This window comes from Chryseobacterium sp. MA9, from assembly GCF_024399315.1.
Taxonomy (GTDB): Bacteria; Bacteroidota; Bacteroidia; order Flavobacteriales; family Weeksellaceae; genus Chryseobacterium.
The window spans coordinates 482,514-506,017 of the sequence record NZ_CP075170.1 but is presented as its reverse complement, the minus strand read 5'-3'; the positions used below and the strand labels follow the sequence as shown (position 1 = coordinate 506,017).

Genomic DNA, 23,504 nt, shown 5'->3' with positions numbered 1-23,504 from the left:
TTTGATTTAATTAGCAGCCGGGTCAATAAGTTCTGTGGTAAGACCTAAAGATTTTAGCAGGTTTTTATTATCAAAAAGTAAGGTTGCATAATGTTTTCCTTTCTTAAAAACCAGTTTTGAACCTCCTGGAAATTCACTTCCTGCATCAAGTTTTTTTGTTTTAGCATTGTATTTACTGAACCTAGTTTTGCTGTCCTGCAATGTGCTTTTATTCATAATAAGACCAAATGGAAGTCCTTCTATCACTACAGGTTTATTGTCTGAAATGGTAAAAAACATTTCATTAACAGCATTATTTACTCCCAGGCTGCAGTATAGCTCCAAACCTGTTTTTATAGGCCATTTTGCATACTTTTCCTCATTGGCATCTTCATAAAACACAGTTTTTACATTCAATGCTTTTGAGATTTTATCGGTATTCTGTGGAAAAATAAATTCTGTATTTTTATCCAATAAGGAGCTTAGAACTGCTGTTTTCTGTGAAAATGCATTGATACTTACCAGTTGAAAAAAGAAGGTTAAGATGAAAGTTAATGATTTCGTCTTCATGGATTATTTAAAATTTTAATGATTTGAAAGTTAAAGGTATTAAAATTTTGATTAAAACCATATTTTAAGCAATTTCTACATCGTTTTTCTGTTTTTTGCTATTTCTTTTCCTGTAAATTAAACACCGTGCCGGCAGGATCTGTAATCCAGTGCATATTGTCAGGAAGCTCTTCAATCTCGTCACAGGTTTCTACTCCATTCGATTGCAGGTATTCTGTAGCTTTTTCTACATTGGGAACTATAAGCTGCAGCCAGGTTTCAGAATGAGTATAATTATCTACACAATCTAACCAGATAATGTTATTCCCGAATTTTACTTCATGGGTTCTGGAAACAGTTGAATTATTAATCGGTTTTTCTTCAACATTCAGTTGTAAAATGTCCCTGTAAAAAGCAATCGTTTTTTCATATTTGCTTTTTGGAATTTTTATGGCAATATTTATTCCTGCTTCAAATTTTGCATCCATATTGTAGGTTTAACAGTGGTAAAAAATAAAATTAATTAAGACATCCATTTATACTTCAACATTGCCTGTCACAATCTCACCGGAACGTCTATAATTAGCTATAATAACTCCTTTTGATGTTACGTGGCTCTCCGTCAGAACAAAAGCAGCCGGAACCGAATTATCATCAAACAGTTTTTTCCCTTCGCCAAGAATCAACGGATAGATTTTTAAGCGAAGTTCATCTACAAGATCATGCTTCAACAACAGATGAATAAGTTCGCTACTGCCCCAAATTTGAATATCAGCACCTTCCGATTGCTTAAGTTTCCGGATATCATCCAGATTTTTGAGAAAAAAGGTATTCTTCCAATCTGAATTTTCTATGGTTTGAGACAGAACATACTTATTTCCTTCGTTGATTCCCGGCCAGAATTCAGCATGTTGAGGCCAGTAAGATGAAAAAATATCAAATGTTTTTCTTCCAAGAAGATAATCAGCTTGTTTCATTTCTTCATGCATGATTTCACCGAAAAGTTCATCACCGTATGATACAGTCCATCCGCCATATTTAAAGTTTTCGGATGTATCTTCTCCAGGGCCGCCAGGTGCCTGCATGACACCATCCATTGTAATCATTGATAAGACAGTTATTTTTCTCATGATATTCAATTTTATGAATGATATTATATCTAATTATTGTAAAAAGCTGTTCAGGTAATTCAGAATTGTTGCTGTCTGCATCATCAGGCTGACATGGCTTTGCCCGGGAACAATTGCCAACTGGGATTTTGGCATAGGTCCCATATCAGCAGATACTCCACCTCCCAATAATTTATAGGTTTTTGACAGCTCGGTTTTATCTAATCCATCATTATCTCCAGCTATAATTAAAACGGGCGCTGAAATTTTAGAAATATTATCATCACCCAGATCGAATGGCTGTCCTGCAGTGGCAATCATCTGCTCCAGAAATTTTGTCCATTTTGTTTTATCAGGAGCTACGGCATCATAAGCGGTATGCATAGGGCTGTTCATGAAGAGCTCAGGCTTCATCCCTTTAAATGCACTATTTACTTCAGGCAGCCAGCCACTATTTTTATAAGTTGCAGAAATAATGACCAGTTTATTCAGCCTTTTCGGACTCTGTATTGCCAGCTGATAAGCAATTGCCACACCAAAGCTATATCCTGCTACATCTGCCTTATCAATTTTCAGATAGTCCATTACCTTTATCACATCACTCGCCAGATCAGTATGTGATAATTTCCGTTCTGAAAACGGAGTATGTCCGTGCCCTTGTAATTCAACGGCAATTACTTTCCTGTTTTTTGACAGTTCCGGGATCAATTGCCCCCAATTGGTATCAATGGTCATGAAAGCACCATGCAATAATACAATGGGCTTACCTTTACCATAGACTTCATAATAAACTTTGCTGCCATTAGCAGGTGCATAGCCACTTTCAGAAGGTTTCACTTTTTGTCCGTATACCTGGGATGTGATAACGATGACAGTTAAAATCAGTAATGACTTTAATAGGTTTGAGAATTTAAATATACTTTTCATAATATTATCGGATTTGGTAATTAAACTTTTAACCAAAATTAATAAGTCATTATGAAATTCAACTTGCCACAAGACAAGATTTTGCCTAAACGAAATCAGTTCTTATAAATTCTTTTTATTAAGGTATTTCTGCACCTTTAAGCACATTCAATTTCACGTAATTTCAGAAGGTTTAAGGTAAAATATCAAATAAGAATTAGATTGGAAATAAATATTTTCACAATAATTCTACAACAGTTGATAAAAATTTATTAATTTCGGATAGAACTAAACCTAAATTATTATGAAAAATTTAAAAAAAATCGAAAGACAGGAATTGAAAACAATTAAGGGTGGTATTGACTGCAGAGGCGGACAGATTTGTTTAATCGGCGGAAAGTGGCAATGCATGCCGTACGACGGATGTGGCGGTGGAAACCAACCTTAAGTTTTAATTTAATTATCTGGCTATGAAAAATTCTAAAAAAATTTCAAGAGATCAGCTGAAGAGTATTAATGGCGGAGCAGTGAGCTGTTCCGAAGCATGCTGCCCTCCTCCGGGAATAAAGAGATGTCCCTGGGTGATTTGCATAGCACCATGTGAGATATTAAGTTAAAACATTGTATTCTCCAAAATAGAAACCTGTAATTCGTATGAATTACAGGTTTCTATTTTAACTTCCTTTTACATTTCTCTTTTAAAAAGGGCAAAATCATATTGACCGTAGTTTACTGCAAATTTATTTTGCATTCAAAAAAGTCTCCACCATTAGATTGGGAGACTTAAAAAAATATAATTAGATTGTTCAAACCTATTGAAATATCTTTACTGTTCAACTATCGTAAGCGCATTGTAAGCTCCGCTTCCTGAGACATCAAACTGGCTGACTGTACCATCAAATGCTACTGTAATCCAGGTAAAAGGTCTTAATTTGCTGCCTTTATTCAGATAGACACTTACTGTACAGGCTGAACCTACCGGTACTGCATTGGGACTTGCTCCGGTATCAGAAGCATATCCATTATTTGTCTTTATTCTTTGTGTAATGGTGCCTGCAGAATTTCTAACTTCCCAAATTGCTTCAGTTTGATTATTGGCACCGGTATTTACCTGGCTGGATTGTAATGCAAAGGTAAAAGTTGCAAAATAAACTCCATCACGTGGTGCTGTAAATTCGCCTGTAGCCGGGTCAAAATTTGAGGTTGGAACCCCTGAATCAGAGTCTAATTTTTCAGTCCAGTTAGTTAAATAAGAAGATCTCCTTTGAACTACGCCGGATTTGGTTCCTATTTCTGAAGGGGCAGCACTTTCAAATACATAGGTATCCTGAGTAGTTTTACTTGCCATTACTATAATGCGGGGCTTTCCTTTAGGAAAAAAACTGACCCAATTTGAACCGTCGGAAAATTCTAAATATCCTTTTACACCAATGGCAGGACTTGCAACATAACGTAATGCACCTGCACCAGCTTGGGTAGCTGTTTTTGCAGTATTTCCAATAGCCACAGAACTATTTGTTCCACCCCGCAGATCCAGAGCTACCTTGGGATTGGCAACCATAGTACCTGCTCTTCCGGAACTATTAATTATAATATTACCGACATCCGTTTTAACTTCAAGAGGATTTGACGGATTTGGTACTCCTATTCCTATTTGAGCGTTTATATATGTTACTTTCAGTGACAAAACAATAACAGCACTGATCAATTTTTTTATTTTATTTTTTCGTCCCATTATTATGTATTTACAATTCACTAATACTTAAATTATTTAATTTACTGTCATTCAAAGTATTTCGGGCACTGCCTATATTATGCCTGATACTAAATTTTATGGTATCATCTTTTTTAAGGTTGAAAATAGCATTGCAATTACCACTTATATAATTACTTACTGTACCAGCCTGAAAAGCAGGATAAGAATTTATAGTTTTAAATACAGGAATATTATCTGTACTTTGATTGCTTTCTATTGCAGTTTCTATAAATGTATTTTTAGGGATATTTCCATTAGCCAGGGTAATATTGAAAGAAACCAGATAAAAACCATCACGAGGGGCTTTAAAAATTCCTGTGGAAGGATCAAAATCTCCACTAGCACCAGCACCTAAATCAACTGTTTCTGTCCAATCTGTAATAACCGTCGAAGCTGCACTTGGAATACTTTGTGCAGAGCCTTTACTGGCATTTACCAGTGCTTTGGTTGGAGCGGTAAGTGGCAATGCGATCCATTGTTCACCGTCAGAATATTCTAAAAATCCACTGTTATTATAACGTATTGCTCCTCCTCCTGCTGCAGAAGGGCTCTGTGTATTATTACCTAAGCCAATAATTCCCTGGTCAGACGAAGACCTCAGATCAACTTTAGTAACCGGATTTAAAAGCCCAATGCCAACCTGACCACCTGATGTAATAACAACATCATTAGATATTTTTGCTGCATCAGGTGCAGAGCCGTTATCTTTTCCCGCATCTAAATGTAAAGGTTGTGCAGGCGTAGGAGTGAAAAAACCTATTTGTGCTACTGTTTTAGTTGCAGAAAAAAATAAAATACAAGCAAATAGTTTATAAGTGATACTGATCTTCTTTTTCATAATCTATATCTTAATGTTCTATTATGGTTAAATTGTTAAATCCATCATCTGGATTTGCAGGATTCGAAGAATCACTTGTAACTCTAAGCGGAATAGCACCTGAAGTTAGATTTTGATATAATCTGACACTTACTTTAGTTCCTGCAGTAAGAGTAAGGGTAACAGTACTTGATCCTCCAGCCTGTGTTGAACGTGTAGAATTTGCGTCATCAGATGTACCTGTCATAGATTGGCCGAAGGTTTTATATACACTGGCAAGAACAGTACTTGTTGTGGGATTATAAAATTGTGACTCAACTCTGGAACCATCACTAATAACAGCTCCGTTAAAATTGAATGTTAATAAAAAAGTATACGTTCCATTTCGGGGAGCGGTAAACTCACCAGAGCTTGGATCAAAGCTATTGCTCATATCACGTACCTCGTTCCAATTAACAATGGTTGTTGCAGAAGCAGATGGTATAGATTGACTTATAATTTTACGGACAACGATTACAGCCTTTTGAGGGGCAATATAAGCTTTGTGCCATACAGCGCCATCAGACACTTCAATTTTTGCTCCTACCGGTGTACTGTTTACATCATATCGTGTAGCACCCGCACCTGCTGTTACAGCTGACATCGTTGTAGTACCTAAACCAAGAGCATTTTCACTTCCTGCTGATCTGATATCTAACTGAACCTGAGGATTAAGAACTCCTGCACCAATAAATCCTGTTGTTTTATTTACAATAACATCATTAGAAACTTGTATTGTTGTTGGTGTTCCTGAAGCAGAATTATCCTTAGCTCCATCTACATGTAAAATCCCTTGTGGATTATTTGTTCCTATTCCTACTTGACCATTCAATATATTGATCAGGAGGCAACAAGGCAACATCAGTGTTTTATGTATTTTTTTTCTCATATTCTCATTTAAAAATTTGAGATAATAAAGGTTGTTAATCCTTGCTCACAACTAAATGATCAGATTAAACAGCCTTTCATAAATCATTTTAATAATTTATAAACTGGATTTCAAAATGAAAATAATATCTTCAACAAAATGTACATTTATTACATGAATCATACATGTAGGTTTAATAATGTAGAGCCTATCAATAAAAATATTGTGTATGAGGGATTAGGCAAATGTGTTTTTAGAATCTTTTTTTCATTGATGTAAACATCAGTCCGAGCTATTTCAATAATAATTTTTTGCAAAATTGTTGATTTTTCGCAATCAGGCAAAGCATACCATATCGATAGATTTCGATAGATCAATAGATTTTTTATAAGTTTAAGGTTCTTAAAGGATTTCGGTATTACTACCCATTCGGATATTTTCAAACAAAAGAAATAATCAAGTTCATTTTTGAGACTTGGAGCCGGAATTGGCAACAGCAAAATTTCTTGCGTATTTTACTGTAGTGAAGTAGTAAAGGGATTAGAAAAGGAACATTTGTAGTTATGACATATAAATGGTAAGCTTGTTCTTTATCACGATCCCACATACACACAGTCATAACTAATTCACCATTTTGATCAACAGCTTGCTTTAAATGAATATTGGAAGAGCAATGAAGGTCTTACTATGATATCGGTATAAAATGAGGTTCAAAGTAATTAAACGTTATGCTTTTGCAAAAAGCAAAATATAATAATATACATAAAAGCCTGTAAATTAACAGGCTTTGTTTATTTCATGATTGTTGAGTTTAGTAATTTGAATGGATTACAATCTAATTTTTCTCAATTCTTATTCCATTTCAAAAGTAACGGTTACATTAGCTGTTTCAAGTGCAGTAACAAGCCCTGCTGGGTCATCTATCGAACCTAATTTGGTATAACTATAAGATGTTGAAATGGTTTTGTAAAACAGTACCAATGTCTTAGAACCATACAACATGAGATCTCCGTTTTTAATTGTTCCCGGATTGGAGGAATTGGTTGGTAGGCTATTTGGCAAATCATAATATTTCTCATTGTTGTTCAGCTCACTCATATTGATAGTCAAAGGAAGCATTTCTTTAAAAGCTTTTACTGAACTATTTTCAAGAAGGGTTGCCGTAAAAGTCTGTGATCCCACCTTTATTTTAACTTTACCATTTACCATAGGAATTGTATTTTCTGAATTACTATTTTCATCATTCTTTTCACAAGATGAAGCACTGCATACTATCATTGATAATAATGCAAAAAGTATCAAAAAAGAATATTTCATAATCATTCATTTATTTTAAATGCTCTTTAAAAAATGATTCCAACTTATTAAAAGGAATGATATTAATCTTATCATATAAATCCACATGGACAGCGTTGGAAATAATCATAAGCTCTTTTGGTTCTGCTGCCATCTTGTAAATATCTTCACTGAAATACCTTGAATGTGCTTTTTCTCCTGCAATAATCAATGTAGGTCTTGGAGATATTTCTTTAATGTAAGTAAGAATAGGCATGTTCATTAGAGAAAATCCGCTGGTCGCTTTCCATGCTCCATTAGAATTGATTGAACGTTCATGAAAACCTCTCGGAGTGCGGTAATAATCGAAATATTCTTTTACAAACTGAGATTCATCACCTTTTAGTTTTTCTGTATTCGAACGAGGTCCGGGAGCAGGTGTTCCGGCTTCAGCATCTTTCCAACGTTGCTGGCTCATATGCTCTAAAATCTTGTTACGTTCTTCCAAAGTGACTTTGTCATAATAACCTTTTGATGAAACTCTCGGGATATCATACATGCTAGTTGTAGCAACAGCTTTTACACGTTTATCGACAGCTGTAGCATTTAGCGCAAAACCACCAAAACCACAAATCCCAATTATTCCGATCTTGTTTCTATCAACATTTTTTTGAAGTCCCAGAAAATCTACCGCGGCACTGAAATCTTCAGTGTTAATATCAGATGATGCTATATCTCTAAATTCTCCACCACTTTCACCCGTAAACGATGGATCAAATGCAATGGCTATAAAACCTCTTTCTGCCATTTGATTAGCATATAATCCAGATGATTGTTCTTTTACTGCACCAAATGGACCGCTAATAGCAATTGCCGCAAGCTTTTCGTTTCCAATATTTGGGGGACTATATAAGTCTGCCGACAAAGTAATACCATACCTGTTTTTAAATGTTACTTTTTGGCGGATCACTTTTTCACTTAGTTTAAATGTATAATGTTCTTTGGAGTTTTCCATAATACCTGAATTTAATTTGTTCTGTCCGTAGGCTTGAGAAAATAAAAGCAGGACAATCATGGATAATATGTGTATCTTTTTCATTATTGAACGGTTTGATTAATATTTTTAAAAGGCATTTATTTGATAAGAATACTTGTAATGTAATTTATTGGACGTATACAGATGATCAATTTCTAACTTCATATTTCGATCAGATCGCTTTAATAATTTTTGCCGGAATACCACCCACTATGGTATTATCAGGAACGTCTTTTGATACAACAGCACATGCTGCAACTATTGAATTTTCGCCAATGATAACTCCTGGTAAAATAGTGGCACCTCCGCCTATCCATGCATTTCTCTTGATATGAATTGATTTACCGATCAACCCTTTTCTTTGCTCAGGCTTCAATGGATGGTTTTCAGTAAGCAAGCTTACTTTTGGACCGATTTGAACATCATCTTCAATGGTAATACCTCCCAGTGCAAGAAAAGTGCAGCCAAAATTGATAAATACATTCTTTCCAATTTTTATGTTCTTTCCATAATTAATGTAGATTGGAGTAAAGACTGCCACCTTATCTAGTTTATCGCCGACTATTTGGTCAAGCAATAATGTGATCTCATCAGGATCATCTGAATTATTCATTCGGATAAGGATCCTCTTGGTTTTATACGATTCCTCTCTTAACCTAGTGATTTGCGGATCATCAGGCAAAATAGTCTCACCTTTTAATAATCTTGCAAATATATCTTGTGTTGATTTACTTTGTTTTAACATCCTTTTAATCTTTATACAAAGGTAAAACTAAAGCCTCACAGAGATCTTTCTGCGAGGCTCAATTTACTTTACTGAAAAGCTCAAATTAATTCAATAGCTAGGATAACTTAACAACTAAAAAACTATTATGATCCGAAAGCCCTTTCTTCCACAATGATAAAATAACCGGTTCTTTCACTAATCAACCACTTATCATCCTGCAGAACATAGTTATCTTTATATTTTACACTATAATCGGAAATGCTATCCTTTCCATCTTTCTCACGGATCATTTTTATCTGTGAAAATGAAATTCCATGTGCTTTCCCACCATCAATTTCTACGATATGCTGCCCGTTAAGGGTAAAATAGGTTTTGACTAGTGCCGCATGCATATTAAATTCTTTTTCAATAGCTTCTCTTCCTGATATGTCTGCTGCTAAAAAATTACCCATATAGGCTTTGTAGGAAACGTTTTCAGTGAAAAGATGCATTTGCTCTGCAATTTTCTTTTCATCACCAAGTGTTGCATAAGCATCAATAAGATTTCTTAGTTCTTCTTTGATTTTTAAATTTTCTGTTGACATAATTCTAAATTTGAATGTTTTAAAAATTTCTATTTATTTAACAGGACAAAACGATAGTATATTTGCTTACATTTTATTAGTTGTTACCTAAAGGTTATCGACTAACAAACACCTTAGTTATGGCAGAAAAAGAAGAAAATCAAATAGATAGCAAAGCATTTACAGAAGAATGTCATACCATTTTAATGGCTGTTTCTGATGCAATGTATGCAATTGGCGGTAAGTGGAAATTGATGATTATTATCTCAATGGCAAGAGGAAACAAGAGGTTTACAGAGATTCAAAGGCAGGTTACTGGAATTTCAGCAAGGGTTCTTTCCAGTGAGCTTAAAGAATTGGAACTTAATGGATTTATCATCAAAAAGGTTGCTGTTGGCTATCCCGTTAGCATTGAATATGAATTGTTACCCTACAGTGAAACATTGGAGGAAGTTGTAGGAGCCTTAACAAAATGGGGGATGCAGCATCGTGAAAAAATAAAATGTGAAATGTCTTCCAAAAAATCCAGCTAACTCAAAATTCAAGCAGCTAAACCAATTAAATTTCGGATGGTGCAACACCATATTGTCTTTTAAAAGAAGTCGAAAAATGGGAAGGATTTTTGAAACCTACTTCAACATATACATCCTGTACTTTTTTACCTTCTTCTTTTAATTTAATATAAGCGGCTTCCAATCTCTTTTTTATCAACCATTTTTGAGGGCTTAGCTTACTGACCTTTTTAAAATCTCTTTTAAATGTTGCTAAGCTGCGGCCTGTATAAGTTGCAATTTGTTCCATGGTAAGCTCATCCATATAATGGTCATTTAAAAACTCCAGCATATCTATTTTCCAAGGATCAGTAAAATCGAATAATATGGGAAAGAAAACCTCCGAATTATTGAGAAGTGCATAAATACCTTCCAAGAGTTTCAAATGGGTTACCCCTTCTGTTGGTTTTATATTTTCATCAAAGTAAGGAGTTAATGAATTAAACAGACTGGTAACATCAGCTTTGGGCTCAATCTTAAAGATATTTTTATCTGAAACAAATTTGTTCTTAGGAAGGTCTGATTTATTCAGCTTACTGTAAAACTCTCGCAATACTGTTTTGTTGAATGTTAAGGAAATTCCTTTATAAAGGTCATTTCCTTTACTATTCTTATACATCACCAAACGATGGTTCCGACGAATAAAAGCACATTCTCCTGCTTTAATTTTAATTCGTTTATTTCTGTCTTCAATGATCTGTTCACCCGAATATAAATATACCAAAACATGTTCAGGCGCGGCATGAATACATTTTTCACTAAAATCAGAAAAGCAAGAAAGGAAAATCCCTGAATAGCTTATGGTTTTTAATTTATCTACCTGTTCCATTATTTTATTGTTATTTATTCATTGTAAAAATAATAAATAGGTAGATCAATCTCTTTATTCTAAGGCTCATTTAACATTTCTGAGAGGCTCAAAAGTTACAACAACTCTATGTTTTTAAGATACTTTTGATTAATTACTTTTAAATAAAATAGCACTCTTAAAACGTTAATATTTCATACCCATATTTATGAAATCAGCGCATTTATATGTCCGAGTGAGTACTGATGAACAAATGAAAAAAGACTATTCTCTTTCTGAACAGGAAGACAGATTGTTGAAATATTGTGAACAGAATCAAATTGTTGTTAAATGAATCTTCGGGGAGGACTTTAATCGACCAAATGGAAAAAGACCTGCAAAAATATACTATTCGTTAAATGAGACTGCTTTAGCCGTAATATTGAAATTCTTATCAAATGCTTGGTATCCTAAGAGGATTCCCCCCAACCATTCACTATTGATCAACCAATTAAAAATGAATAAAAAAAGGAGACGTTTAAAAATAAACGTCTCCCTAAGCGGAGAGTGAGGGATTCGAACCCCCGGACCTGTTACAGTCAACAGTTTTCAAGACTGCCGCAATCGACCACTCTGCCAACTCTCCTTTAACTCCGGTTATACCGTTGTTTTCAGTGGTGCAAATATAGAAAGTTTTTTATTACTGACAAAATATTTTTAAATAAAATTTGGGTTTCTATAATTTTAAAGAAAACTTCATTTTTTCAGGCGTGCAAAATATGAACATTAATAACTCGACGTCAGTTATTTATCCTGTACAAGTAATATTCAGTCTTCAATATTATTTTTTTTACCATTTTTATCCGTAATAGTATTCTGTAGTAACATCTCCGCTAAAATCCGGATGCATGTCCTGCTTCTGCATATTCAGTTCAAATAATCTTTCGCCATTTTTATTTCCTCCCCGTATTTTTAAAGAATACCATCCGTTTTCTAAGGAAAGGGTTATACTATTACCTTCATTAATAGAAGCAATATCTTTTAAATATCCAATGCCGACAATTTTCACTTCATTATTGGCGGTCTGAAATACCCAGCCTCGCGATTCCACCTCTACCTCGTCATCATTCAAAATCTTTTCGTCATTAACTGAGACACGGAATGCATAATGGTCTTCTTCTACCCCTATAATGGGGATTGCGATTCCTGATTTGGTTATTTCATCTCCATGTTCATTTTCTACGAAGTATTTTAAAATATTAGTACCCGAAAGATGATTATCCTGTAGATATTTTGCTAAAAGTTGCGGACTGAACACCACAAAACCTTTAAGTTCTGAGAATATTTTCTTCATATATATTTGGATTGGATTTGGATTAAAATTACACTTTCAACTTTTTGAAATCGGACACTATCTGTTGATGGAATATAGCGTTGAACTTTTATTCATTACTTCCATAATATCCGACATTTTAATATGAAGACTATTCATGAGATAAAGCGGATAGAAGAAATCATCATATCCTACTGTAGAGTCGGGAATATATTTTACATTGTCTTCAAAATCTTGTTTTTCTCCTGATTCAGTGGAAGAGACTTCACCTTCTTCCAAGTCCAAATCGTACTCTATTCTTCTTATTTGTTTTCCCTCTCTATACACTTCATAGAACATATAAGGAATCCATATGTCTATGGTCATATTAAATAGCAGCGTTTTATGTTGTGCAGAAAACTCTTCACTTATTTTTTTCCCATCATTTTCCAATAATTTACCTTCTACAATCACATAATCTCCGACAGGGCCTGTGATAATCAATGTATTGGATGGGTCGCCTCCATCAGCATCAATCCATTTTTCGTTTTCTTCAATTTTAATAAGTGAAAAATCTTTTATAAAAGAATCTACTTTATTTTTATCAATTAACAGCCAGCTTTTACAGCTAAAATTTTCAAAAATTTCATTCATTATTTATAATATTTTGCAGAAATATCAATTCCGTTTTCTGTAACTTTTCCATCATGATGATAAGTTCTTACATTGGTATTACCTTTTAGATCTGTCCATTTATAAGAAATTGTCATATTATTTGACTTTGCATGACTAAACAATACAGAATCACAATTATTAGACCTAGGTCCACAAGGAGGTAATGGTCCTGCAGGGAATGGTTTTCCACCTTTCCCTCTGAAGAATGAAGTTGTACCATCACCTTTTGGACCCATAGAGGTAATTTCTAAGTGCCCTCCTTTTTGTCCACCCATTTGATTTAGGATCTGTGGTTCAGAATGCAATCCACCTTTTTGGCTGCCAAAACTTCCCACCTGCCCTGTAATTCCTGATGAGTTGGTATATATAGCATCTGCTATATGAAGTCCAAAAACATCTGCTTCCGTATTTGAGTCATTTACATTAGCATATAATGTTGCATTATTACCTGCCAGGCCAATTGGATCTAAACTAATAAAAAGACCGCTATTGGTATCATAATATCTAAAACGATTATAATAAAGGCCATCTGTTTCTCTATCTTCATACTGACCAAGCTGCCTAAATGGAATAAAATATTTATTTCCCTTTAAGTTTTTCAGATTCCCGTAAATATCATAATCTGTACTCCAAACAATTTGTCCGTCTTCATTGTATGCCTGTACCGGTCTTCCTATATAATCAGAAACAATACTATAATTTTCGCCGTTAATAATCTTGGCACACGGTACAAATGCATTTTTTTCATACACCCAAGTTACTACATTGTCTACGGGTTCTTTTCCTGTAATAACATTTCCGTCATCATCTATAACCGTTATAGGGTCTTCTTCAGCATCATAGCTCCATTCGTGCAAAAGAACGTTACTATCCCAAATATAACGAGTTATTTTCTTTAGTCCAATTTTTGAAGTTCGTCTTCCCAATGCATCATATTCGAAGCTTATTTCTTTACCGTCGGGGCGCTTTACTTTGGCCAGCATTCCGTTGGCATTCCAGAAATAGGCCCAGTCTCCGGATTCCCATTCCTGGCTTTGAATTTCAGCTGAAGGATCTGCATTTACATCAGGTAAATCATTCCCATCCGGCAGCTTTGGAGTAATTAGCCAGTCTGAGGCAATGGTTTTGTAGTAAGGATGAATGGCAGCCTCTTTTTCTGTATTTTCCGGCTTCACATTATTGATCGGCCGTTTACTTTTTAGCCGTAAATTTCCTTCTTCATCGTAATGATAAAACCAGTTTTTGTCCCGCATCAGCTTTCCTCCTTTATCATAAACACGATCAGTCCTTCTGGTACTTTCATATAAGCATCCGGTAGCATCCGGATTTTTATACTGTACTTCCCCGTTGGAATATTCTGCAGCAACAAGACTTCCAAATGCATCATAATCAAATCTTGTTCTTCCACCCGTTACCCTGTCCAGAATATGTAACAAACGGCTTCCTGCTGCCCAGTTGTAGTCTTGATGGAAGGTAACATTTAATTTATTAACGGTTACTTTCTGGCTTATCGGCATTCCGATATGGTCTAATTCAAAGGTGCTTTCTACACCGCCTGTCATTTTACGGGAAAGCATCTGCCCATTACGGCTGATATCAAGATTCATCTTCCACGGCAAGCCAGTGTCACCAGCTATTGCCGAAACTGTTCCAAGCTGGCTGAGATCATTATAGGAATAATCAATTTCAGCTCCTAAACTGCTTTGCAGACGAATCAGTTTTCCCTGACTGTCATATTCATATTGAATGGAATATTCTCCTTGCTTCTCGTTGGTAACCTGTCCTAATTTATTTCTCTGGAATTCAACACTGCTGTTTTCATTGTCTGCTTTCACCAATAATCCAGAGGCATTATACTGATACGCTTCCCAGGTTCCATCGGGATAATGGGTTTGGGTTAATCTTCCCCCCAGGTCATATTCGTAAAAAATATCTTTTCCGTAAGGTGTTCTGCTTTGGGTGAGCATTCCGTCTCTATCTCTTACAAAGAATTTTTTCTGCCCATCAAAACCTGTTTCTCCTGTGACATTATTATTATGATTTCTTTCAAACTGATAAATTTCCCCTTTTTCATTGGTAATGCTCATCAGGTTTTCATAAGCATCATAGCCAAATACTAAAGTTTCTTCTTTTTTATGGGATAGGGCATTCCGGCGAACCTGACGCTTCAGACTGCCCATTGGGGTATAGCTCATAAGCCATTCTGCACGGCCGTTTGAAGCATAAACGGGAAGATCATAAGCATCGTAACGGATTTTTAAGGGTAATTGTCCGTTTTCATTAATCTCTACTGCTCTTCCCATCTGATCTCTATTAACAAGAGTCCTAATAAGAGGTTTTGGACTAAACACCAATAATCTTCCATATTCATCATATTTCCAGTACTGTTCGGCTCCGGCAGTGTCGGTCAGCTGAATGATCTGCCCTCTCTCATTGTATTTATAATGGGTAACGATATCCTGCATGATACTTTTTTCAGGAATTCTTTCATAATCGGCATATTCGTAGTGGATGGTTGCTTCCGCAGGATCGGTATAACTTATCAATTTTCCCTCTTCATCATAACTCCACGTTTCAGAAGTGCCTGAAGGTGAAAAACGGGCAGTTATCTGGCCAAATTCATTGTACTGATAATGATATTCTTCCCCGTCAGGACTATGGAAAATCTTGATATTTCCCATTTCATCATAGGTATATCCTTCAACTCTGCCTTCCGGAGACCCTGTCATTTTCAGTTCGTTGTGAACTGTATAATCATACCAGGTTTCACCTCCTTCTCCATCTACTTTTTTATAAACCAGAAAATTTTCATCATAATGATATTCCTCTGATTTGTTATTCTGTTTCGGATAAATAGCTTCTGTAAAACCTTCTTCATCATGATATTGAAGTTTTCCTTCCATATATCCATCTGTTCCTTTTGTATGAATTACCCTTCCTTTTTTATCATATTCCCACTGATAACTCATTCCATTCCGGTTGGTCCTTTTTACAACCTGATTTTTTCCGTCATATTCAAAAACAATTGCTTTTTTGTGAATATCCCAGACATGGGTAAGGTTTCCATGATCATCATAATCATAACGGACCTGCAGGTCTCTCTGTTTTTTATAGCAATAATATACTTCTGTTACTTTTTTATACTCAGGATGAATAACAGTTTCTATGCTGAATCCACTCTTTATATCTTTTATGTTTTTCAGGATAATATTGCTGTCTTCATACTCATATTCTCTGATCGTACCATCACCATATTCAATACGAATTACCTTATAGATTGCTCCTTCTGTAATATGATGAAAGCGTCTATAAGTATAAATATCAGTTCCTTTACGGATAACCCAAACGCTGCTGCTTGGTCTGTACTGCCATATCTTATGATCCCTAAAATAGGTCATCTCTTCACCAATTTCAGGTGCGGGAATCAACATTGCAATATTTTCATCAGGATGCATCCAACCTGCAAACTTATTGTTTTCTTCAGGTAGAATAAACAGGTCATGATTATTAAAGACACCGTTTCCTAAGGGACCAAAATCGTAAGGCCTGTCACTGTGCCATACATTTCTCCATTGTAAAGGAGTACTTCCCTGAATTTCAAAATCATCCCATTCAAAAACCATTGCTCCTGTAACAAGATTAACCGGCTCAAATCCCCATTTACACAATTTTTTAGACAAAGCATTGGCAAATTTGAATTTACTGAAAGGTGCTTTTTTAAGGACACTGTTATTGAATTTCTTTAATCCATTAGCTCCCAGCTTTCCTATTTTCTTGGTCAGACTTCTCATTAGAAACATTCCCGCAAGACGCATCAGCATTTCTCCGGGTGTATAGACATGGGGAACAAAAGCCCCTCCCACCAACACAGGACCTCCTGTATTGATCTGAATATACATACTTGAAAAATTATTATAAAAGGCAAAATAAGCCAGTGGGTTTTTCTTTGGTTTATCCGGCATTGCAGGCAGCATCGTCATTCCGAAAGGGAATCCCATACAGGTAAGAACCTGCTGCGGCTGGTTTCCACTCATTTTACTTCCCTGTGCCAAAACAGTCTGCGAACCATAGTAAACTTCTCCTTCATGCGGTGCCTCCTGAGGAAAAGGAATCAGATACACAGGAATCAATGATGTGATATGTTTAAAAGGAATTACAACTCCCATAACACTTGTTGTAGTGGTTGCTTTATGTCTTCCGTGAACATATATTGAGCCTCCCATCGGAATACTTTCCGGCAGCGAGGGTATCAGATTTCTTGCGAACTGTGGAATCGGAATGGTGATGGTAATGTAATCCATGATGTCAAAAACAATCCCGATAAAAGGATGTGGCAATGGCAAAGGAATCAACATAAATGAAGGTGGCGGCGGGATCAATGTCCAATGGATATCAATTGCCAGCACAATATCAAAATGCTTACTCGTATGCTGAATGGCAGTGGAAGGCATTGCCGGAGTATTCACTTTGATCAGTTTTACTTTACTTTCCGGAGCTGCTTTTTCGGCAGTCACAGCGCTGTCTCCACCTCCTCCGTCGCTACTTTTCGCAGGTTGAGCACCGTCTCCTCCAGCTAAGGATTTAACCATAGAAACAGGATTCAGGGAATCAACATTATTTTTCATCCCGTTCTTCCAACCCTGTTTGGTTTTGTCCCAGCTAACTGAAGTAACGTCTGCGTTCACCTTCAGGGAGCGGTCAGGATTCATATCCGGTTTTGCTACCTTTATGGGTTTTACTGTTTTTTTATTCAGATCTGCCATGATTCTTTTAATTTGAGATTATCCTGCTTTTGGTCTTTCTACACTTACTCTCCAGTCATCACCAAAATAAGTCTTCATTTCATTGTCCAGTATTGTTTTTTTATCATGATCGCCTTCGTATTTGAGAATCAGCATTGAGGCTACAAACCGCAGGCTGCTCTGTTCCCGTACCGAAGGATCCATTAATTTTGCTATGTCAAGGCATTTTTCAAAATACCTTATCATTTTATCTTTTGTAAGTACAGTATCATTCAATGTTCCTATGATTCTGTAACATTCAATAGCCATCGCATATTCTCCAATCTTTTGTGCTGTTTCTGCGGCTTTCTCAAATGTTTTTTCTGCCTTGGATTTTTTGGAATTTCCTAACAAATGGCTTCCGTAATTCATATACATCTGAACTTCCAAGGGTGAGTCGGGCTCTATTTCTTCAAATATGGTCCGGTAAGTATCTTCTGCCCTGTCTTTTTTCTTGTCTGCTGTATATGCCTGGGTAAGCATAAAATAGGCAGAGATCTCTCCCTGTTTATTTTTTTGTTCTTTAGCCAGCTTTACAGCTTTTTTCAAGGCATGCTCTGCTTCTTTGAATCTTTCTTTGCTTAAATGATTACTCGCTATAAGAATCTGCTGCTGAAAATCTGTATCCGGACTGTTTTTCTTCCTGTTTGTATGAGCCGCCGTATTCTGCATTAACTGATGAATGTCTACTTCTACTCTGAAACTGTGTGCTGAAGGAATCTGTGATAGTGTTCTATAGGTATGATGTTCTGCCCAGACCAGTTTAATATCTTTATTTTCTGACATTTCACACATCCTGCACCATTCTTTCACCCAGAGAGACAGCTCTTCCGTATCATTTATCCTGAGCGGAGCAATATAAAGGTAGATTTTTGAATCCTTAATATTGGGGAAGTTTTTCTTTAATTCCAGCAAAGGATAAAATGCCTTGTAAGCGTCTGTTTTAAAAGCTTGTTCCGGATCTTTAACATTCCATTGCGGAATATTTTCTTCACTTTTCTTCAGCATTTCGTAGAATTCGGTCCATTCATCCAGTAAAGTCTGTCCAAAAGATTTCATCCCGTTAAATTCCTGATAATGGAGTAAAAAAATATCATCACCTTCTTCATCTTCGGAAAGTTTTGACTTGATAAATCCATCAAAAAGATCAGTTTCATGTTTTTCTCCTATACAGATCAGCATAGGTTTTTCTTCGTTTTTTGAAACGACTTTCTGCCACTGTCTTTTTAATTTTACTAACTCCAAATCTACTGGATTCATCTGCTTTTAATTCAGTTTTACTGTTCCACTTACAATATTTGTTTCGCTTCCGCCACCCACATTTATTTTTCCTCCGCTGCTGAGATTGGCTTCGGTATCTCCCCTCATTGAAAGGGTTTTGGTTCCAATATCCAGGGTATCTGATTTGATTCCGACTCCGGAAGTAGGGTCACCATCTTCAGGACCTACTCCAACGCCGATACTTGTTGTTCCCCCAACTCCGATATTAACTCCCTGTACAAATATTTCTTTTCCTTTAATCTGAATATTTCCATCTTTATCCATATAAATAGAACTGCTTCCACAAGTAAGTGTAATAGAAATCTTACTGTCTATACTTATATTTCCGGCACCATCCAGAAAAACAGAATTTTGGTCTTTATCTCTCACGGTAATTCCTCCGCCATCATCCAGACTCATGGTGTGTCCGCTTTTACTGCTTAAGCTTTTAATATTATTTCCGGCTCCGCCGCCACCGCCAACTCCACCGTGAAACATTCCTCCCATTACAAAAGGACGGTCAGGGTGCTGATGGGCAAAGTTGACCACTACCTGATCCCCCTCTTCCGGAATGGCCATAAAGCCACGGTTTTTGCTTACTTTTTCGCTTCCACCTCCATCGGGAGTCATCACACGGATATATTCTGTAGTGGTAGAGCCGTTCTGCCAGTCAAACTGAACTTTGACTCTTCCCTGATTTAAGGGGTCCGTATTTGAAATCACTTTGGCAAATTGTGCATCCGCTTTTGGAATATGAAACTCCGGACGGGGAATAAATCCCGTGTCAGAAGCTATTGCTTCAAATGTTCCGGTATAATATCCTCTTGCATCCACCTCATGATGCATATCTATTATCATCAGTTTGGTAAAGTAGGTTGTTTCACTGCTTTCTGCTTTCCTCATTTCAATATCAGCAATACATCCCGGATACAGGAATGGTACTGTTGTAATACCTGAAATAACAAATACTTCTGAAGCTTTACTTCCTGCTGTTCCTTTCTGAGAGTTTTCTACATCCATAAAAGACACTGCTTTTATCGGTGCTACTCTCAATGAAGGGGTTGTAAAGGTTTTTTCTGATATTTCATAAGCTCTTTTAGCAATATCTGAAGTATGGGTAATCTTAGAATTCCCTGCCGTTAATTTTTCATTTTTACTGCTGTTATATCCATAAAATGAAGGATTCACATGCTGGGCTTTCATTTTGATTTTTACGTCACTCACACTGCTTCCGTAGGTAAGTTTCACAGGTTTTTCCTGAGGCGGAAGTTTCCCGAAATGCAGAACTTCACCATCATAATAAAACTGTTCTCCATATGCTTCTGCTATTCTTGCCAGATAGTTGTAATGGGTTTCTTCATACTGTGAACTGTACGAAACGTTTCCGTGTGCGGCATCTACCCTGAAATCAAAAGAATTCTGTCCAAGGCCTTCTTTTATCACCTGGTCTGCAATACTGTTCAGGCTTATCTCCTGTGCTCCGCCAAAACTCTGGATGTGAGGAGCTGCATCTAAAAGAACAGTAGGACTTGAACCTGTAAGAACAATATTTCCCAGGCTTCCTTTTTCCTGACTGAAACCTACTTCGGTGATTACTCCTACAAAGTTTCTTTCAGGGCCGTCTTCAACGTCTTTGTATCTGAAAATTACCGTAATTCTTTTTCCCAGAAAGTTCTGAGCTTCTTCCAGATTATGGTTTTCCGAGCTTCCCAGAGTATCGTGAGCCAGCATAAGATCAAACTCATGATGCTTTACAGCACTCTGTTTTAGCTGAAAATGTTTGAAATGTTTGATTACTTTTCCATCAATTACAATTTCAAGTTTTATCACGCGGTTGATTCCTGCTACCTGATTGCCGGGGATTGTATTGGCATTATAGATCCCGGAAGTAGGCTGTTTTGACCATACTTTGTCTTCTACCAAGGTGGGTGGATTAGGCTGTTTAACCTGGTTCATAAACATTTGAGAACCGCTTTGAACCATCCCGGTGTAAGCCTGTGCCTGAACCATTTTTTCGGTGGCTTTTTTTATAGATCCACTCGATTTTTCCTGTACTTTCTGGGCAGCTTTGCTAACCGCCTGATCTTTCAGATTATCTACAGCTGGAATTTTATCTTTGGAAACAGGCATTTTGGGTGAATGATCGTCCTGAAACATAGTTATAATATTTTGATTGATTGGATGTCAAATTTTTTAAGGCTAAAATCTACCTGAGCCCAAAAGATCAGATACATTTTCGTTATCCGTTTTCTATTCTAAGGAATAAAATCCGGATATTGGGATCAAAACAGGGTATAATGTAATAAGTAAAAAAAGGTAAAGCAGCGTATTGTATCTCCTTTATTACCCTGTTGGATTATAGGATTTCTCCTGAGTTTATCGTGATGATTGGCAAATTTTAATCATTATTCTTTTTTGTAATTGGATTGGTGGTATTACAAAGATAAAACGCTAATCTCTATTCAAAAAATTTTCAGTGATTAATCTGAAATTTTGTAGTAGTTCTACGACTTTTCATTAATAATTCCAAAACAAATGATTAAAAAAATCAAATAAACATCTCTTTATCAGATTAATATTTAACAATTTTTAATAAATAAAAACAATAAATTTATCACTTCAGATAGAAATAAACTAAAATAACATTGAATTTCAACAATAAAAAAACCAGCTGTAAATAATGAATTTACGGCTGGTTTTATATTTAATACAATAAATAAAATCGTTACGGTTTCCGAAGTTCTGATACTTTTTTCAGATAAACATCTGTCTGATCCAGAAATTCCTGATCGGTCTGTTGTATCTGAAGGTGGGGGATAATTCCCTGACCTCTTTTCTGGTCGGGAAGATTCTGTGCATCCTGAATGACATGCACAATAGAGAATCCTGCCTGGATACCGGTATTGGGAAGTTCATATACCAGCGGAAGATGGCCGTTATGCTCATAGTACCCTCCCACTGTTTCTTTTCCGATTACAATGGCATTGGTATAAGATTTAATCAGCGAGGCCAGATGTGAAGCCGCAGAAGCTACACGTTGGTCTACAAGAAGATAAAGCTGTCCTTTAAAAGTTCTTTCATTAGGCATTACAGAAGGATTTTTATCATCTGCCCAATAATATTTTCCCTGAACGGCTTTAGGATATAATGATTTCAGGTAAGCGTTCAAACCGGTTTTATCCGTTACTCCATTCGACAGAAAAAGAGGTGTAATCACCAGCTTTTCTTCCATAGGCACTTCATTAAAGTTAGTATAGGCATATTGGCTGTCACGGAAAGGTCTTTGTGTAAGATAAGAGAACACTTTTTCATAAAGAGCCCCCGTACCTCCGGTATTTCCCCTGAGATCTATGATCAGGCTTTCTATTTTTTCGCGTTCCAGGGTGTCCATCATCTGGTCAAGAAAAGTACTGAATTTTTTATAGGCAGGATCGTCTTTCCCAGTTGCAAAATCAAATCCTCTCAAAGATAAGCGATAGATTCCATCTCCTTCTTTATTCAAACTGTATTTTTCAGACAGCAGTTTTTTGTCAAATTCAAGCGAATATCTTGAATCCTGAAGCTTTTTAAAGTTTTCCAACGATATTCCGGGCAGTGAGATTTCTTTTACTGTTCCGTTCCATTTATAGCTGATGACATAATTTTTATGAGTTCCGAATTCCATATAAAATTTATCCAGCATTCCTCTTTCAAAACCTGTTGTTTCTTTGTAAGGCACTGAATATCCGTCAGAAAAATAATATTGAGAAAGGCGGCTGATCATCTCTTTTGCAGGAACTCCGTTGATGGAAAGGATTTCAGCGCCAAGAGGCAATACATTATCTTTTGAATCCTGAAGCAGACGACCGTCAATATTCTTGAGTGTAATGGGTAAATATTCCGGTTTCTGTGTGAGATAATAGGAAGCATGATTGGGAAGGTCTGTATAGTTATGGCAGCTTCCTTCAAATCCGGTAACCTTTGCAATTACTTTATAAAAATCAAAAATATTTTTACTGTTTCTCGCTTCTTCCTCGGCCTGTTGGTAAATACTGTCAATTTGTTTTTTTGTTCTGTACACATACAGTCCGGAATTTGCTTTTTCCCTTATAGAACGAAATGTTCTAAGGTCTTCTACAAACTGATCAGGAGTGAACTGACCATTCAGAACAGGAACATTTTTGGATTCTGTAATGGAGACTTTGGCTGTTTTACTTTTTTCAGCATAAGATTTGGCCCAGATTTTCAGTTCATATTTTTTCCCTTTTTCCGGGCTAAAATAGAATCGTTCAACACTTTTTATTCCTCTGGAATCATCCTGTTCTTTTCCCTTTTTCCCATCCGTAAACAGCGCTATACCCAGATTGGCATCTGCAGACTGTACTGAGATCCAGGAGGGTTTATGAGATTGGGGAGAATACTTTAAGGTGTCACCGGGTTTCAGATCTGAATGGGTCTGTGCATAGGTACTGTTTAGAAACAGTAAAAGAGGAATGATAAAAGGTCTGGCCATTATTATTTTTTGAATGGGCTAA

Annotated in this window: 21 protein-coding genes and 1 tRNA gene; 3 read left to right on the top strand and 19 right to left on the bottom strand. The window is 36.2% G+C overall.

Annotation, left to right across the window (positions count from 1 at the left end):
* Positions 1–6: 6 nt before the first annotated feature.
* The 4 genes from KIK00_RS02295 to KIK00_RS02280 all read right to left on the bottom strand — a co-directional run bounded on the left by KIK00_RS02295 (position 7) and on the right by KIK00_RS02280 (position 2,564).
* Positions 7–549, bottom strand: a complete 543-nt coding sequence (locus KIK00_RS02295) for a hypothetical protein (RefSeq protein ID WP_255814958.1) — start codon at positions 547–549, stop codon at positions 7–9.
* A 98-nt stretch (positions 550–647) separates the two neighbouring features.
* Complete coding sequence (locus tag KIK00_RS02290; protein ID WP_255814957.1) at positions 648–1,016, bottom strand: hypothetical protein; 369 nt, start codon at positions 1,014–1,016, stop codon at positions 648–650.
* 48 nt (positions 1,017–1,064) lie between these two features.
* Entirely contained in the window at positions 1,065–1,658 is a 594-nt protein-coding gene (locus KIK00_RS02285) for a dihydrofolate reductase family protein (RefSeq protein ID WP_255814956.1), read from the bottom strand.
* 33 nt (positions 1,659–1,691) lie between these two features.
* Positions 1,692–2,564 carry an alpha/beta fold hydrolase gene (locus tag KIK00_RS02280; RefSeq protein WP_255814955.1) on the bottom strand — a complete coding sequence of 291 codons (873 nt, stop codon included), beginning with the start codon at positions 2,562–2,564 and terminating at the stop codon, positions 1,692–1,694.
* A 283-nt stretch (positions 2,565–2,847) separates the two neighbouring features.
* Between KIK00_RS02280 and KIK00_RS02275 the strand changes: the two genes are divergently transcribed.
* Positions 2,848–2,991, top strand: coding sequence for a hypothetical protein (locus tag KIK00_RS02275; RefSeq protein WP_156118360.1), 144 nt, complete (start codon positions 2,848–2,850; stop codon positions 2,989–2,991).
* Between the two features lie 378 nt (positions 2,992–3,369).
* Here the strand turns inward: KIK00_RS02275 and KIK00_RS02270 are convergent, their stop codons facing one another.
* The 7 genes from KIK00_RS02270 to KIK00_RS02240 all read right to left on the bottom strand — a co-directional run bounded on the left by KIK00_RS02270 (position 3,370) and on the right by KIK00_RS02240 (position 9,645).
* On the bottom strand, positions 3,370–4,278 hold the full coding sequence (locus tag KIK00_RS02270; protein WP_255814954.1) for a hypothetical protein: 909 nt from the start codon (positions 4,276–4,278) through the stop codon (positions 3,370–3,372).
* Positions 4,279–4,288: 10 nt separating this feature from the next.
* Positions 4,289–5,137, bottom strand: coding sequence for a hypothetical protein (locus tag KIK00_RS02265; protein ID WP_255814953.1), 849 nt, complete (start codon positions 5,135–5,137; stop codon positions 4,289–4,291).
* A 10-nt stretch (positions 5,138–5,147) separates the two neighbouring features.
* The gene (locus KIK00_RS02260) at positions 5,148–6,044 is read right to left on the bottom strand and encodes a hypothetical protein (RefSeq protein ID WP_255814952.1); all 897 of its coding nucleotides are present in this window, start codon (positions 6,042–6,044) and stop codon (positions 5,148–5,150) included.
* 831 nt (positions 6,045–6,875) lie between these two features.
* Positions 6,876–7,340 (bottom strand): cyclophilin-like fold protein, encoded by a 465-nt coding sequence (locus KIK00_RS02255; protein WP_255814951.1) that lies wholly within the window; start codon positions 7,338–7,340, stop codon positions 6,876–6,878.
* Positions 7,341–7,350: 10 nt separating this feature from the next.
* The gene (locus tag KIK00_RS02250; RefSeq protein WP_255814950.1) at positions 7,351–8,397 is read right to left on the bottom strand and encodes an alpha/beta hydrolase; all 1,047 of its coding nucleotides are present in this window, start codon (positions 8,395–8,397) and stop codon (positions 7,351–7,353) included.
* A 109-nt stretch (positions 8,398–8,506) separates the two neighbouring features.
* Entirely contained in the window at positions 8,507–8,947 is a 441-nt protein-coding gene (locus tag KIK00_RS02245; RefSeq protein WP_255814949.1) for a DapH/DapD/GlmU-related protein, read from the bottom strand.
* Between the two features lie 257 nt (positions 8,948–9,204).
* Positions 9,205–9,645 (bottom strand): nuclear transport factor 2 family protein, encoded by a 441-nt coding sequence (locus tag KIK00_RS02240; RefSeq protein WP_255814948.1) that lies wholly within the window; start codon positions 9,643–9,645, stop codon positions 9,205–9,207.
* 119 nt (positions 9,646–9,764) lie between these two features.
* Here KIK00_RS02240 and KIK00_RS02235 point away from each other — a divergent pair, with 119 nt between their 5' ends.
* Positions 9,765–10,157: a helix-turn-helix domain-containing protein gene (locus KIK00_RS02235; protein WP_255814947.1), complete on the top strand. Its 393-nt coding sequence runs from the start codon at positions 9,765–9,767 to the stop codon at positions 10,155–10,157.
* Between the two features lie 25 nt (positions 10,158–10,182).
* Here the strand turns inward: KIK00_RS02235 and KIK00_RS02230 are convergent, their stop codons facing one another.
* Complete coding sequence (locus KIK00_RS02230; RefSeq protein WP_255814946.1) at positions 10,183–11,004, bottom strand: AraC family transcriptional regulator; 822 nt, start codon at positions 11,002–11,004, stop codon at positions 10,183–10,185.
* A gap of 187 nt (positions 11,005–11,191) precedes the next feature.
* On the opposite strand from KIK00_RS02230, the gene KIK00_RS22875 reads away from it, so the two are divergent.
* Positions 11,192–11,317, top strand: a complete 126-nt coding sequence (locus KIK00_RS22875) for a recombinase family protein (protein WP_370647730.1) — start codon at positions 11,192–11,194, stop codon at positions 11,315–11,317.
* A 206-nt stretch (positions 11,318–11,523) separates the two neighbouring features.
* Here the strand turns inward: KIK00_RS22875 and KIK00_RS02220 are convergent.
* From KIK00_RS02220 to KIK00_RS02190, 7 genes are all read right to left on the bottom strand, one after another.
* Positions 11,524–11,608, bottom strand: a tRNA-Ser gene (locus KIK00_RS02220).
* A gap of 213 nt (positions 11,609–11,821) precedes the next feature.
* On the bottom strand, positions 11,822–12,316 hold the full coding sequence (locus KIK00_RS02215; protein ID WP_255814945.1) for a hypothetical protein: 495 nt from the start codon (positions 12,314–12,316) through the stop codon (positions 11,822–11,824).
* Positions 12,317–12,373: 57 nt separating this feature from the next.
* A complete protein-coding gene (locus KIK00_RS02210) occupies positions 12,374–12,928 on the bottom strand; it encodes a hypothetical protein (RefSeq protein ID WP_255814944.1) in 555 nt (184 codons plus the stop codon).
* Positions 12,928–17,712 (bottom strand): RHS repeat-associated core domain-containing protein, encoded by a 4,785-nt coding sequence (locus KIK00_RS02205; RefSeq protein WP_255814943.1) that lies wholly within the window; start codon positions 17,710–17,712, stop codon positions 12,928–12,930. The genes KIK00_RS02210 and KIK00_RS02205 overlap by 1 nt, the downstream gene beginning before the upstream one ends.
* Positions 17,713–17,730: 18 nt before the next feature.
* Positions 17,731–18,990 (bottom strand): lipopolysaccharide assembly protein LapB, encoded by a 1,260-nt coding sequence (locus KIK00_RS02200; protein ID WP_255814942.1) that lies wholly within the window; start codon positions 18,988–18,990, stop codon positions 17,731–17,733.
* Between the two features lie 6 nt (positions 18,991–18,996).
* Positions 18,997–21,147 (bottom strand): type VI secretion system Vgr family protein, encoded by a 2,151-nt coding sequence (locus KIK00_RS02195; RefSeq protein WP_255814941.1) that lies wholly within the window; start codon positions 21,145–21,147, stop codon positions 18,997–18,999.
* Positions 21,148–21,715: 568 nt separating this feature from the next.
* Positions 21,716–23,482 (bottom strand): S41 family peptidase, encoded by a 1,767-nt coding sequence (locus KIK00_RS02190; RefSeq protein ID WP_255814940.1) that lies wholly within the window; start codon positions 23,480–23,482, stop codon positions 21,716–21,718.
* Positions 23,483–23,504 lie beyond the last annotated feature (22 nt).